16 protein-coding genes and 2 pseudogenes are annotated in these 13333 nt (G+C 32.7%); 17 read left to right on the top strand and 1 reads right to left on the bottom strand.

The window, feature by feature from the left end; all coding sequences use genetic code 11:
• Positions 1 to 139: 139 nt before the first annotated feature.
• Positions 140 to 691: a hypothetical protein gene (locus G7062_RS08090; protein WP_166065406.1), complete on the bottom strand. Its 552-nt coding sequence runs from the start codon at positions 689 to 691 to the stop codon at positions 140 to 142.
• Positions 692 to 1136: 445 nt separating this feature from the next.
• Here G7062_RS08090 and G7062_RS08085 point away from each other — a divergent pair, with 445 nt between their 5' ends.
• The 17 genes and pseudogenes from G7062_RS08085 to G7062_RS08005 all read left to right on the top strand — a co-directional run bounded on the left by G7062_RS08085 (position 1137) and on the right by G7062_RS08005 (position 13313).
• Positions 1137 to 3233 carry an RHS repeat-associated core domain-containing protein gene (locus G7062_RS08085; RefSeq protein WP_166065405.1) on the top strand — a complete coding sequence of 699 codons (2097 nt, stop codon included), beginning with the start codon at positions 1137 to 1139 and terminating at the stop codon, positions 3231 to 3233.
• A 562-nt stretch (positions 3234 to 3795) separates the two neighbouring features.
• Positions 3796 to 3984: pseudogene (locus tag G7062_RS11625) on the top strand (DUF3969 family protein); the annotation flags it as partial.
• A 419-nt stretch (positions 3985 to 4403) separates the two neighbouring features.
• Complete coding sequence (locus tag G7062_RS08075; RefSeq protein ID WP_205700121.1) at positions 4404 to 4685, top strand: CPCC family cysteine-rich protein; 282 nt, start codon at positions 4404 to 4406, stop codon at positions 4683 to 4685.
• A gap of 345 nt (positions 4686 to 5030) precedes the next feature.
• Positions 5031 to 5384, top strand: a complete 354-nt coding sequence (locus G7062_RS08070; RefSeq protein WP_166065404.1) for a hypothetical protein — start codon at positions 5031 to 5033, stop codon at positions 5382 to 5384.
• A gap of 548 nt (positions 5385 to 5932) precedes the next feature.
• Positions 5933 to 6133 (top strand): annotated as a pseudogene (locus G7062_RS11620) (polymorphic toxin type 50 domain-containing protein); the annotation flags it as partial.
• A 12-nt stretch (positions 6134 to 6145) separates the two neighbouring features.
• A complete protein-coding gene (locus tag G7062_RS08060; RefSeq protein WP_166065403.1) occupies positions 6146 to 6487 on the top strand; it encodes a hypothetical protein in 342 nt (113 codons plus the stop codon).
• A 355-nt stretch (positions 6488 to 6842) separates the two neighbouring features.
• Positions 6843 to 7328 (top strand): hypothetical protein, encoded by a 486-nt coding sequence (locus tag G7062_RS08055; RefSeq protein WP_166065402.1) that lies wholly within the window; start codon positions 6843 to 6845, stop codon positions 7326 to 7328.
• A gap of 423 nt (positions 7329 to 7751) precedes the next feature.
• Positions 7752 to 8000, top strand: a complete 249-nt coding sequence (locus G7062_RS08050) for a hypothetical protein (protein ID WP_166065401.1) — start codon at positions 7752 to 7754, stop codon at positions 7998 to 8000.
• 567 nt (positions 8001 to 8567) lie between these two features.
• Positions 8568 to 9128, top strand: a complete 561-nt coding sequence (locus tag G7062_RS08045; protein WP_166065400.1) for a pentapeptide repeat-containing protein — start codon at positions 8568 to 8570, stop codon at positions 9126 to 9128.
• Between the two features lie 492 nt (positions 9129 to 9620).
• The gene (locus G7062_RS08040) at positions 9621 to 9878 is read left to right on the top strand and encodes a CPCC family cysteine-rich protein (RefSeq protein ID WP_166065399.1); all 258 of its coding nucleotides are present in this window, start codon (positions 9621 to 9623) and stop codon (positions 9876 to 9878) included.
• A 317-nt stretch (positions 9879 to 10195) separates the two neighbouring features.
• Positions 10196 to 10375 (top strand): hypothetical protein, encoded by a 180-nt coding sequence (locus G7062_RS08035; protein ID WP_166065398.1) that lies wholly within the window; start codon positions 10196 to 10198, stop codon positions 10373 to 10375.
• Positions 10363 to 10659 (top strand): hypothetical protein, encoded by a 297-nt coding sequence (locus G7062_RS08030; protein WP_166065397.1) that lies wholly within the window; start codon positions 10363 to 10365, stop codon positions 10657 to 10659. The genes G7062_RS08035 and G7062_RS08030 overlap by 13 nt, the downstream gene beginning before the upstream one ends.
• Before the next feature lie 222 nt (positions 10660 to 10881).
• Positions 10882 to 11439 carry a hypothetical protein gene (locus G7062_RS11465; RefSeq protein WP_205700120.1) on the top strand — a complete coding sequence of 186 codons (558 nt, stop codon included), beginning with the start codon at positions 10882 to 10884 and terminating at the stop codon, positions 11437 to 11439.
• A 242-nt stretch (positions 11440 to 11681) separates the two neighbouring features.
• A complete protein-coding gene (locus G7062_RS08020) occupies positions 11682 to 12044 on the top strand; it encodes a hypothetical protein (RefSeq protein ID WP_166065396.1) in 363 nt (120 codons plus the stop codon).
• Between the two features lie 215 nt (positions 12045 to 12259).
• The gene (locus tag G7062_RS08015) at positions 12260 to 12412 is read left to right on the top strand and encodes a hypothetical protein (protein ID WP_166065395.1); all 153 of its coding nucleotides are present in this window, start codon (positions 12260 to 12262) and stop codon (positions 12410 to 12412) included.
• Positions 12413 to 12626: 214 nt separating this feature from the next.
• A complete protein-coding gene (locus G7062_RS08010; protein ID WP_166065394.1) occupies positions 12627 to 12848 on the top strand; it encodes a hypothetical protein in 222 nt (73 codons plus the stop codon).
• Positions 12849 to 12878: 30 nt separating this feature from the next.
• Positions 12879 to 13313 carry a hypothetical protein gene (locus tag G7062_RS08005; RefSeq protein ID WP_166065393.1) on the top strand — a complete coding sequence of 145 codons (435 nt, stop codon included), beginning with the start codon at positions 12879 to 12881 and terminating at the stop codon, positions 13311 to 13313.
• Positions 13314 to 13333 lie beyond the last annotated feature (20 nt).

Below are 13333 nucleotides of genomic sequence, written 5' to 3'. Positions count from 1 at the left end.
AAACAATATTGATAATATTGTTTAAGGTTCTTTCATTTAAATTCTTCAAATACTGACTTTCCCAATATAGTTCTATTATATTAATGTCGCAGTAGTAATTCAACTCCACTGTAGCAACTTACATTGACTAGAACAATCATCAAACGGATTTAATTAGTATTCCTTTGAATTCTAAATAATCAACTAGTTCTTTTTCTTTTTCACTAGATCTTATACATACTTTTGGAATCATAAATAAAACTTGATTTTGGAATTCAAAATAAATATGGGTTGATGAAATAGTTACTCTATTGAAAAGCTTATAGTCATACTCTGATATTGTATCGAGTTCAATGTTTTCAAATACTACTTTATTATCCAAGAATATACATTTCCTCTTACCTAAAAAAAGTTCTGGGTATTTTATAAATCCTTTATCTAGTCCTCTTCTTGTTATTACCAGTATAAACCGTCTGTCACTAATCACTAAGTATATTACTAAACAAATAACTAGTGTATTCAGAGAGGATACATCTTCTTTACCTGAAAGTAATGTAATCACAATCACCGATAGAACGAGAATTGCAAAATATCTAAAAATGATGATAATTTTACCTAACATTGTATTCATCTTTATTTCACATGATAACTCGTTTAGGTCGTTATAGTCCTCCTTTCTTATTGTATAATCATACTCAAATAGAGTTGTCATTAAGTTCCTCCATTCTTTGTACTAACAAATTCACTAAAATTTGTTAGTACAGTCTTTAAATTGTGTTCTCCACAAGCATCGTATATCGATAGTATCAAGATATTCTTCTGATGTCTAGTATCAATGTGGAATGGATTGTGTAAAAAAACATGGGGGACCCACTTTGGTATGATTGAATTGATAAGCTTAATAGTAGATGCAATAACAGAATTATACGTAAATTCATGAACTCTAGCACATCTTTACTGTAGTAACTTACATTGACTAGAACATTGGAAATCTTGAAACACAAGTTGTTACACAAAACGGAAAAACACTGAGTGAGTTACGTTATGAACGCGATGCACGCAGCAATGTAACTGTTGAAACATTGATAAATGAAGGGGAAACAACGAAGAGAACCTACTCATATGATGCATTAAATCAAATTGTGGAAGAGCGGGTTGTGACAAAGGGTATCGAATCACAAACTAAATTAACGTATGACTTCCGTGGAAACCGTTTGACAGAAACTAAAGTAGAAAACGGAAAATCATCCGTCACCCGCTACAATCATAATCAAAAACAACAACTCGTTTCAGTGGTAGATGAATCTGGAACCATCAACCTTCGTTATGATGACTATGGGAATGTGATTGAAAAGCGTTACTCAAACGGCCTTGTTGAATCGTACGACTTTACAAGCAGCAATCAATTAAAATCACTCACTGATAATTATGGTCGTGAAGTAACCTATTCCTACGATGCAAGTGGTGAACGAATTGGCCGTAAAGAGTCTATACCGTACGACTATCTTCTTTTGAGACCGGAAAGTGAAATGTCAGAAGAAATTGAAGCCAACGATATTGATTCAATACTCGACACAGCGATAGCCGCAACACTGGAAGCTACTGAAAACAGTTATTACTGTACCATTACCGAGCGCGATACTACAAAACGTATCGTAGATGAAACCTATGTCAATGATCGAACAAAAGAACATACACAGGTCCTTAACACCTATCGGGGCGAATCATCAGTAGAAGACTATACCTACGGCATTACACGCTTAAAGACGGACACTAACACTGATACATCGTATAACATCATAAATGGAAAATTTGACATAATTGGTAGTGTAAGTGCGAATGATGTAAAGTGGAACACCTATGCCTTAGGAGGTGCTACGTTATCGAAGACAACACCACGATTCGGATATAGTTCAGAGAATCATGATGGCTCCTTACAGTACCTACGAGCACGTTACTACGATACTGAGGTTGGAACATTCTTGAGTCAAGATACCTATCGTGGATCACAATTCGAAGGATTGAGTCAAAATCGCTATATTTATACAGAGAATAACTCAGTGAATAGTACGGACCCTAGTGGTAATTTCTTTAAGTTACCTGTATTAAATATCAAGGATAAAAAGAATAAGGCAACTACTACCAATGGTATTACGGGCGCAATGGGAGTAGCAGGGAAAATCGTAGAAACCGCAAGTAAGAACAATGTCAGTTTCTCAGAAGCTACTAAGATGGTGAGTGATTTATTCAAGTCAATCTCATATTCAAAACAAACGTCAGTAAGTGCTCTGAAAGGGATTCTAGGAGGGGGCGTTTCTCAGCTAAAAGAGCAACTTTCAGTGCTTGAAAGTAATCTTAGAAGTGCGGGATACAGTGAAGAAGAAATAAGAATTCGTAAACTTGAGTTGATTAAGAAATATTGTGACGCATTTGGGCTTAAAACTGCTGATTATTCACAAAATAGTCAGATGCAAGAGAAAATTGTTAATGAGAATAAACTTGCAGAAGCGCGCATTTATTTCCGCCAAAAAACTCAAGAAATCGCTACACAAATTAATATAGGAAGAGGATCTCCAGAGGATAAACACACGTTGATCCTCAAAGCGATTGATGAGTATTGTTCGAAGAACAATTTAAACGATGCTGAAAAGGCAATTATTATCAATGAATTTCAATATGAAGGATATACCCATTTTAGTATCTCGGAAATATTAACTGGTATTGCATTTGCTGCGGTAGCACTTGGAACGGCATTTTTTGTAGGTCATTTTGTCTCGCTGGGATTAGTAGCAGGTGGTGTAATAAATATTAGTCAGTCATTAGCCTATGAACTATTAGTGGGGGCCATGACTTCAGCAACTATTGCTCAACTAACGTTATTAGTAAAACAATTACTAGGATATGATTTGAGTAGTATGGATGGTATAATTTCAATGGTTTCGTCAGTCATTTTATCTGGCTCACCATTACTATATGCACTTACTGTATCAGCCGGGCTTGCAAGTCAAAGTGCGGTGAATAATGAGTATGGAATCAAGTATCCAGGAGATAATCCCAAACAATCCCCAGGAGCAGGTTGGGAGTGGCGTGGACCGGAAGATAAAGGATCGTGGTTCAATCCAAGTACCGGAGAGACACTACATCCTAATTTGAATCACCCCATGCCAGAAGGCCCGCATTGGGATTATATCCCTTATAAAAACGGGCCTCAATACAGGTTATATCCCGATGGAAAATTAGTCCCGAAAAACTAGTTTCAAAAAATTAGAAAGGATAATTAAATGGAAGATTGGAGATTGAATGGTCAGGAAGAATATCTGACTGGTGTGGAGCTGATCTACACGAAGTTTACTATAAATGGTAGAAACAGTGACCATGAACATTGTGTTTTTTGTTGGCATAAATTTATGTGTGATTGCACAAATGTGGATGATTGTTCTACAAAGGGCTATTGTACTTTAGATAAAATGACATGGATTTGTTCAAATTGTTACAATGATTTTAAAGAAAAGTTTTGTTGGAAATTAGTCGAAGAGAAGCGTCTAGATTGATATAGTATTTTCTTCTGATACTATCATCGAACTTTGGGTGACACAAACCTCTAGAAGAACAATTGACGAATCCAAGATACAAACAAGACCTATAAGTTGTTTATACAGTTGGATAACATAAGAATACGGGAGTCCTTTAGAAACTCAACATAGAGTCGATGCTAAGTTTGGTATGTACCTTGTGTGCTTAATGATCCGAGAATAATACATATAAGGAACATCATAACCACAAACAAGATTACAAAGATGCAGATATAGTGTTTCTAAACTAAATGATTTATCATTATCAAGTGAACTGATTGAACTAGTTGAAGAGGGGTTGCTTTTAGAAGACTTTGAATCAATTCATCCAGAAAAGTTGAATGACCATATTATTAAAATGAAAATTGGAGCATATAGCCTAATGAAACATTTAAAACACCCTCAATCAAAAATTAAGAAATGGATTGATTAGTGATGAAGCAGTGACATATTCCAAGTGTCACTTTTTCATTTATTGTTATAATTCCATTACTAAATGATGAAATTAACATAAGGGGACGGGGAATGAAGGATATAATGGGAATAGAAATTCTAATGCTGATTTTAAGAACGGAGAATCATTAGATAAACATTTTGGAGACCATGGTTCTGATTTTGGGTCAAGTTCTAGTCAAGATTATTTGAAAAGTACAAGAGAGTTTCTAGACAATTCACCTAGTGGTTTTCAAACTTTTACCACTGACGGAGGAACATATTTTCAATATGATCCTTCATCTAATACATTTGGGATAATCAATCAATATGGTGGAATATCAACATACTTTAAACCAGATGCAGGTATTAATTATTGGTTAGAACAAATTATGAAATATAAACAATAGAGGAGAAAAAATGAGTCAACATAAGATTGGTAAAATAATGCTAAATTGTCCTTGTTGTGATAACTATTATGAAGTTGATACAGGAGATGAGCGATATATTGGAGAAATTTGCCCTATTTGCTTTTGGCAGTATGATATTGTCGGTCAGGAACAAGTTGATATCGCAATTGGACCAAACAAAGTGTCGCTAATAGAAGCAAGAAAAAACTATGAGAAGTTTGGCGCATCAACGGAAAGACTAATTCCACTTGTTAGAAAACCACATGAAGACGAACTACCAGAGAATAATTAGAGTAAAAGCAACCTGAAATATGGTTACTTTTCTTTTGGGTTGATAAAGGCGATTTACAGGTATTTATTTTAAAACGAGTATTTGTATTGAAAAATAAATAAAGTCGCACACAAACGAAGTATGCTATGATTATCGTGAAATTAACATAAGGGGGCGAGGGATTATAACGCTGACTAACATTTGAACAAAGCTGTTGAATTTTCGAAGAATCTTAAAAATGTAACTAAGTATAAAGTTGATGGATATGTTGAAGGGGTTATGAGATATGTGAAAAACGGAAGATATATATTCATTGCACCAGATGGTTCTATTTTATCATTTGGAGGAAGATAGAAAGGGGGTCATATGGGACCATATAATGAATTTACGATGATTGAAGAAATAGATACCTCGCAGGATTACAGTAAAGTTAAAATCAGTGAATTTGATGTAATAAAAATATCTGATGATTATGTTAATTTGTGGTTAGACAGATTATCAAATATCGAAACTTTTTGGCACAAATTAACAAATCCTAAGAGAGGACTCGCTAGATATGGAGTAACATTAATTCCTCCAAAATCACTTGCTTATTTCAATGAAGTGATTGTGTCCACTTTAGATTCGGAAAAAATCAATAATAGTAATATAATGGAATTATTAGAACTGGTTAAAAGAGCAAAGAGTGAAAATAAACTTCTAATAATGTTCGGAATATAAATAAATAAAGAAAAGGGTAGCAAGTTATTTATTTCTCTTATAAATGGAGATAATAAAAATAACAACGAAATATGGAATGTGTTGGAAGAGTAAATGTAAAAGATCGAAGGTCCTCAGGTTCTTGCATCAAGAAGAAATTCAACGAATGGGATTATACACATATTGTTCTGGTACACCAAAGTTGATACACTCTAGATGATGTAGGATGATTACTTTAGGCTAATAACTAAATTCAAGGTTTGTTATAGTCATGTAAGTTGCTACAGCAAGGTTGAGTTGGAATAGACCTGATTGTGCGCTAAATCATCATTATATTTATGTGGACGTTTCGTAGAGGGAATGTCCCCTGAAGATGCAACAAGATACAATAAATGGAATGAACAAGTTACAGCTGGAATGACTTCTTCATAAAAGAGTTTGGTGTCAATACAAGTTTGGTTAAACCATTCTATATACATAATGGAAAACAAAACAAACATATTGAGGGCACTTTAAATTATAAACAGCAACTAAGTAATTGACAAAATCCAAGTAACCTCAAAGAAGATGCTCAAAAACTACTCGATGAATTTTGTGGCAAAGGAAATATGGTTACTCCATCCAAAGAAAGAGTAAATTTTGGTAGAGTAATAGGATATTTCTACGATATTAACCCGGGTGAGTGTATTCCAACAATGAATGGAATTATCCATTATGACAGTAATGGTGGAGCCCATATTGTTCCATCAGATCCATATAATGTTCCATAGAGGAGAAAAAGAATGAAATACACACAATTAATGAGAGTGCTTTCAATGAGTATTAGAAATATAGAAACGATTGAAGTTAATATGTCTGATGGACTAAAATTTGAAAGCAATGATAATACAGGTGCTTTCGAATCTGATAACGGATTGGAATTAGATGATTCGAACTACGTTGAATATTATGCTGTAGGTATAAAACTAACTAAGATATTAATAAATCCATCTAACAAATATAAAGAAGGACAATTTATTGAACTTTCAAATGAGTTCAATAGACCCGACAAAATTATAGATTCAAAGACTAGAGAAATACTCTGGGAAGATGATGAAAATTATGAACGAGATTTTAAAATCTAATTTATCGATTAAGCTCGGTTCGTTATACACAATGGGCGGGGAATCTTCCTTTGGATAAAGTGCTTCAAAACTTCATAATTAAATGAAAATCTATGCAAGAATCTTATAGATAATGGAACAGTCTCGATTAATTCATAAGGATATGATCGCCAATTAACAAGTGATTTTATTTTTCATCAAATGGAGAGCATGTGTATGTATACGCTACTCAAGGCAAGCTGATTTATGATTTAAGCGCAAACAGGATGAAGGAATTATTATCATTGCAAACCAACCGGGAAATAATTCTATAACCTATATAAGCTAGAAAGAGAAGTTCCTGAATTTATTATAAATTTATTTGGAAGGTGATAAAATGAAGAAAATTAATTTATACAAAAGCATTGTTGATGATTCAATAATTAACGATTTTGTACATCAAAAGGGAATAACGCTGTTTAATCATTCAGCAAATAGCAATAGCATTGACGACTTTATTTCAGTTGCATATGTTTTATGTCCAAACATAATTGAAATAGATGGATACGTTTTTATTGAGGATTTCTTTATTGAAAAAGGGGATGCAGCTTTAGTTAAACTATCAAGTCTAAAGAAACAATTTGATTTTGATAAGAGAAAAATAGAGATGTGGGTAAATTCGTGGAGTTTTGGAGATTTTTTCATTGGTAAAGACAGTGAATCTATGGAGAATGATAAAATTCTGAAACAGTTTGGCGATATATTAGTTTTTAATTGGACTAGACGAGTCAAAGACCTTTTTCCAACTAAAAATATAGTTGTTGAGTATGGTGAAGAATTAATGGGTGAATTAGGGCTAACTATTACGCTCTATGAGAAATAAGTTTTTGATTTTTGAAAGTTTGTATTTTTCGTGTACAGTAACTCATAAAAAAAAGATAGCTCAGAAGGAGTCTAGACCTCTTGAAGAGTTATTGCAACCCTACAGTAGCTTAATCTCGGTTGAAAAATAGGTAAGAACGTACAATTTATTCCAGAAACACCAAATATCTCAAAAAGTTACGATTGAAAGATAGATCGACTTCCTACAGAAGTAAAGACATTGAATGGTAGTGATATTAATACACTTATAATTAATTAGGTGACACATTAAAGCAAATTCCCGATGTAGAAAATACTATTTGTAATATATCAAAGGCATTATTTTATGGGACTTAAATAAACTAAATTTGTGCGAGATTGAATAGAAAATATGGTGAATGAACAAAGAATATTGACTAGACAATACCTTAGAGAGGAATGTACTATGAAAGTAAGATGTATTTGCGGTAATTTAATGGTTGAAGAAGATTTAAAGAATCACGAGGAGTATAGTGGTTATAAAGATGCTGATTATTTTGATTTACTAGAGAGCAATCCAAGTACGGTGCAAGAACTTGTTGATAGAATGCCTAGGACAGAATTATATTGGGAATGTAAAAGTTGTAATAGAATTCTTTTCTTTAAGAAAGGGAAAATTGAGGTTTATCTCTTTGAAAAAGACATCAATGATTGAAGAGATAGTCGGTATGAAAATACCGTGTTGTTCTATTCAACTTTGTAAGAACACTTGGATTGAAAACAATAAAGACGTAAGCAATTAAAGTACGCTATTGATAATTTAAAATTGATACTGAATAGTTGAATAAATCAAAGAGGGTGGTCCGAGCAGTCAGTAAAAAAACTACAGATAATCCGTTCTTTATACTGCTAGAGCTTCTATCAAATTTTCAAAAGGCAAAGTTTCGATAGTTTACTACATTAATGATGGTGCATATGAAATTATTGATAGTATTACAAGAGAAGAAGAAATTAGCGATGCATTGAATTCTCGAAAGGTTACCCAGTGCAATATTCTTGACCCATTGTTATCGTAAAAGTTGAGAAGGGGATATCATAAAAAGAGAGGATATATATATATACAGGTGAAATGTGCTGATATTGTACTTTTTTGCTAATCTTTAGCAGCTAGATTCATGCTGTTATTTGTAATGGATAGTTACAATTAAGACAGGATAGCAAAATTTTAGTGTTGCAATAATAACTGAATGATACACTTCTACTTGAGAAAGGATGAGCTGAAATGAGTAACAAGAGAATAGAAATTTATAGTGACGCGAACAGCAAAATGGAAGTTGAATACGATTTGAGTATTGGACTTGAACTAAATTCAGTCAGTTTACACAGGGCGTATTTAGTTGATATGTCATTAGTCGGATTTAGGCTCTATAAGTCAGATTTGAGAAACGCTTCTTTCGATTATTCGGACTTAAGTGATGCAAATTTGAGTGGATCAATTCTAGTGCTAGCCTCATTCAAGGAAGTGAATTTTGAGAGGGCAAGTTTAATTAATTGCAAGGCAAATTCAGGAGATTTTATAAACGCAAATTTCTCAAATGCCAATTGCGCTGGTACTGTATTTGATAATTCAAAATTACACGGCGCTAATTTTACTGGAGCAAAGCTTGAAGACGCAAAGTTTCAGGGAGCTAAATATGATCTCAATACAATTTGGCCACACGATTTCAATCCAAAGAATTTCGGAGCAGTTTTTAACGATAATGAAAATGTTTATATGTATGATAAGGAGTCCGATATTTCGGAAATATTGGATCATATTGACATGTTGCAAAGACAAGTTTAAATCTTTATTAAACTTACGCTACCTCACTGTAGCAATTAGCATTGACTAGAACAACGTAGGGAATATAATGGTTGGTGTCGTTGCAACATTAGTGTTTAGCATTTAAATCGGGGTTAACAATTGTGGTTATCAAAAGAAAACTTATGGAAATCCAAATTATAGAGGAAATCGAAGTACCAGAGCATAATTCAAACAACAACAATAACATTCTTGAAAAATATATCTGAGACCACAGTTTGGGTTTTGGATCTAAGATTAGTCGTTATTAGCAAAATATTTATAGAGATTTCTTAGAGAACATAGGAAATACGGCGGAAAGTTCACTTCAGAAGGTTGGTCGTAATTTCAATACAATTCATTCACCCATATTCTTACAATTATCGGTCAATATGGTGGTAATCCACGTATCTCAAAAAAGACCGGTATAGACTAGTGGTTAGGATAGTTTTTCTGTTAACAGCCATAAATGAGCTGGTAGAAGGGAAAAAGCCAATGAAAAGAATTCAGTGCCCGTGTTGCTTAAACTTTACAATAGAGGATTTTGGTTGTGAAGTTATTGTTGATATTTGTTCAGTTTGTTTCTGGCAATATGATATTATTGGACAAAATAAAGTTGATATTGCTATTGGTCCAAATAAAGTATCACTGGTTGAGGCAAGAATAAATTACAAAAAATTTGGTTCATCATCAGAAAGGCTGCTTCCAAATGTAAGAGACCCTCATGCTATTGAATTGCCAGAAAATAATTAATGGTTATGATTAAGCAATGCAATATCACTTTTCCTTTGAGTCTAATTTTAACGTTTTAATCAGATTGCTCTTGAAAATGAGTGTTTTCATTAAGAGACAATCAAATTCACACACGAACAAGTTATGCTTTGCTATGTACTAATTAGCATAATTGGATAAATAATATAAAAAATCTAAATATTGATGTTTTCTCCTAATATGACAATATTGGACAATTACAGAATAAGGGATAACACGTAGCATCCACTTCTATAAACTACAAACATGATGGCAAAGTAGATTCTTAAGAATTGGTGGAAACAATGAGAGGAGTAATTATGGACTGGAAAAATAGTAGTGAGAATGCATATCCAGATATAATTTTACATGATTGCTTTGTAAGCAAGATAAATGTATTAGGAGACGATATTATCATCGATTTTTCAACGCTTGGTTTCTTTAAAATTGATAAAAAGTTAAATAATTTTTTAGAACAAACGGTGGAATGGTTATACTAAGGAACTGTGACTTTGAAGATGTTTGGATTAAAGAAATAGAACCATTTAAGAACAATGATAATTTGTATCGAACTATGAAAGATATAAATTCTCGTATATTAATTGAAAATGTAAACTCTCATCAATGGAAGTTTGAAATTGTTGAAGAATTCTATGCCAATGGCTCAGCGTTTTATACAATTATGGCAGGTGAAACCGATAAAAGAAAGTGGTACTTTATAAAAGTATATTTCAAAACACTCCAATATTACTGGAATGATATTACTTATGATAAACCGTTTTGACTCTGTTAATATAAAAATATCCAAACCAACTTTAAGGTGGAGGAAAAAGCTATCAAATTACGCCGACTCGTTTATCTTTGGGTAGACACATGGTAAGATTATCTTCAAAGGTGGCATGAAGACAATGTCATAGTAGACACCGGTATTAGTTACTTATGTAAGAATAGAAAGAAGGATGAAAGAATCTCTATGATTTTATACAGACCAGTAGGATTGTTTGAAATGGAAAAAATATTGAATACGGAAGGTAAAGAGTTTCCATATAGAATTGAGACTCAGCCATTTTTCTATCCAGTGATTAATTACGAATATGCCTGCGAAATTGCGCAACAATGGAATATTAATAATGAAATATCTGGGTTCGCAGGATATATAACCGTGTTTGAGGTGGACGATGAGTATATTAAGCAATTTACTGTTCATCAAGTTGGATCAAGAACTCACGTTGAGTATTGGATACCCTCGGAGGAATTACATAATTTCAATAAGAATATTATTGGAACGATACGAATTAAAGAAGCATATTTTGGAAATGAATTTGTGGGGATACCCCCATTAGCCGTCACAGGATTTAGAGAAAAAAATTTATTCAAGCAAATTAATAATCTATCAGAAATACTTAAATATAATAACATGGATTTCAGTGGTACAGTTTTTGTTGAATGGAAGCTTATGAATCTAAATTACTACTATTGGATGAGCAACTCTACAGATTACCCAGATACATTAGAAAGAATAAAAAAAGCACTTACTATTAATGAGAAAAGTTTTATTGTCTAAACTCAGTAGGCATAAATAAACTGCCATTCTTAATGCTTTATAAGAAACCTACAATAGTATAGACATTGACTGAATAAAATAGTAGTTATCTTTCTTTCGAACGTAAGGAAGGATATAACTTATTTCTTATAGACTAAGCCTCTTAAGAAGTAGTGATTTAATAGTTAATGGAGTTCATTTTGAACTTAAGTGCAATGTTCTTGAAGGTTAGTTGAAAACAACTGAATATGGAGAGATAGAAAATGATTAAATATGAAGATTCGATTAGCATGTTAATCGAAAGTTTCCCCGAAATGAGAAGTGAATACCAAAAAGATCAATTATACTATTTTGGGTTACCATATATATTCTATGAATCCGTTTTTAGACAATATATTGTCAGGATCATATCGGAAGAAAATGCAGAAGTAATTGGTACTGTGTTTAATTTCATTGAAGAATTGTTGCAAGATGGTGATGAAAAAATCAATGACTTAGTTGCAATCGCGATCCTTGAGGGTTTGTTCTTCGAAGAAGGGGTAGCGAAGATAGATGCTTGTTCTAAATCGTTTTTCGGACGTCTTACAAATGAAATGTGGATTGGACTCAAATCTTTCTATCTATAATTCATGACGCATTGGACTGACAATATATCCTTTAGCACAACAATCCTTTAAAGGTATAATTCAGTGTCAGCGAATTAATTTTATCTAATCAATATTAATAGAATCACACGATTAAAATGGAGGGGCAATCTTTGAGAAAGAATTAAACATTTGTAGCAAAGATAGGCAAATTACAATAAGATTTTTTTGACTCAAGGTAAATAGAGTTTTATGAATTGCTATTGTTAGTAAACGGGAAGGATTATCCAGTTGCTACTTACTTAGTTGTCGCTGGTAAAGAAATGATGGGTTCGTTGAAGTTGAATAATGAGTACATTAAGGATATTAAGTACAAATTCACAAAGGATGAGACTGTGAGTTTAAGTTAAATTTAGTATGTTAAATTTAAAATTGAATTCTACTTCCTAAATATCTGTTCTTCATAAAATCTGAAAGATCATGTACTGAAATCAAATTATAATGTTTATTAAAGAGATTGATTACTTTATATCTCAATCATTAAATCGTATCGGTAACTAATTTGAGCAGTTGCTTCACTTAAATATATGCTCAATTTTGCAAGATATTCAGAAAGGGAAAATAATGGAATGGTATATGAGTGTTGGAAGTTTTCCTGATAGGGAAGATTTAGTAGCGACAATATTTTATCAAAGTAAGACGATAGTTGAAGTATCCCAAGAGAATGGTTTTTTTGAAGTGTGTTTTTATGAGAATGACAATAAATCGTATCCGCTTGATGAAGTCTTGGAAATGTTAGACAAGGCCAAGAAGAAGCTTTACAGGTTGAGGTTAGATGATAAATAAGGTTAGTCACAATAGGAGAGTATTGGAATTATGCAAATGTTTCTAGAAAAATTACAAAAAAGTTCTAATAACCGTTATGAGAACGGAAATATATTCATTTCACCTAATAATATGTACTTGATAATCGATGAAATGAAATATCAAAAGAAAGCGATGAATCTTCTAATTACACCCTACTTGATCGAGAAGGGTGGGAACATGACTTATGAGTTACATTACTACGAATTTGATATTGAAATTTTAGCAGGAAGTAAGCGGATTAAGGCGTACAATATCAAAAATGGATTGCCTAAAGATATTACTGAAAACCTCGTACCAGGAATTGAAATTGATATGAAAGAGTATAGTTTGGCCTGCGAATATTTGAAGTCATACCTTGACTCAATGTCATCGTTTTCATTTAGTGATGAGAGGAAGCCTCTGTCGATGATGGGGGATGCAGAGCTTTACTACCAAATCTTTTAGTTGATTGTTCGTAGTTTGAG

Origin of the sequence: Erysipelothrix sp. HDW6C (assembly GCF_011299615.1) — a bacterium.
Classification (GTDB): Bacteria; Bacillota_I; Bacilli_A; order Erysipelotrichales; family Erysipelotrichaceae; genus Erysipelothrix.
This window is presented reverse-complemented; position numbering and strand designations above follow the sequence as displayed.

Excerpts from the sequence above, each read along its gene's own strand:
- G7062_RS11465 (WP_205700120.1), top strand. The coding sequence starts at position 10,882 with ATGGAAAAAATATTGAATACGGAAGGTAAAGAGTTTCCATATAGAATT.
- G7062_RS08055 (WP_166065402.1), top strand. The coding sequence starts at position 6,843 with ATGAAGAAAATTAATTTATACAAAAGCATTGTTGATGATTCAATAATT.
- G7062_RS08090 (WP_166065406.1), bottom strand. The coding sequence starts at position 691 with ATGACAACTCTATTTGAGTATGATTATACAATAAGAAAGGAGGACTAT.
- G7062_RS08050 (WP_166065401.1), top strand. The coding sequence starts at position 7,752 with ATGAAAGTAAGATGTATTTGCGGTAATTTAATGGTTGAAGAAGATTTA.
- G7062_RS08020 (WP_166065396.1), top strand. The coding sequence starts at position 11,682 with ATGATTAAATATGAAGATTCGATTAGCATGTTAATCGAAAGTTTCCCC.
- G7062_RS08030 (WP_166065397.1), top strand. The coding sequence starts at position 10,363 with ATGGTTATACTAAGGAACTGTGACTTTGAAGATGTTTGGATTAAAGAA.
- G7062_RS08075 (WP_205700121.1), top strand. The coding sequence starts at position 4,404 with ATGAGTCAACATAAGATTGGTAAAATAATGCTAAATTGTCCTTGTTGT.
- G7062_RS08035 (WP_166065398.1), top strand. The coding sequence starts at position 10,196 with ATGGACTGGAAAAATAGTAGTGAGAATGCATATCCAGATATAATTTTA.
- G7062_RS08070 (WP_166065404.1), top strand. The coding sequence starts at position 5,031 with ATGGGACCATATAATGAATTTACGATGATTGAAGAAATAGATACCTCG.
- G7062_RS08005 (WP_166065393.1), top strand. The coding sequence starts at position 12,879 with ATGCAAATGTTTCTAGAAAAATTACAAAAAAGTTCTAATAACCGTTAT.
- G7062_RS08060 (WP_166065403.1), top strand. The coding sequence starts at position 6,146 with ATGAAATACACACAATTAATGAGAGTGCTTTCAATGAGTATTAGAAAT.
- G7062_RS08045 (WP_166065400.1), top strand. The coding sequence starts at position 8,568 with ATGAGTAACAAGAGAATAGAAATTTATAGTGACGCGAACAGCAAAATG.
- G7062_RS08040 (WP_166065399.1), top strand. The coding sequence starts at position 9,621 with ATGAAAAGAATTCAGTGCCCGTGTTGCTTAAACTTTACAATAGAGGAT.
- G7062_RS08010 (WP_166065394.1), top strand. The coding sequence starts at position 12,627 with ATGGAATGGTATATGAGTGTTGGAAGTTTTCCTGATAGGGAAGATTTA.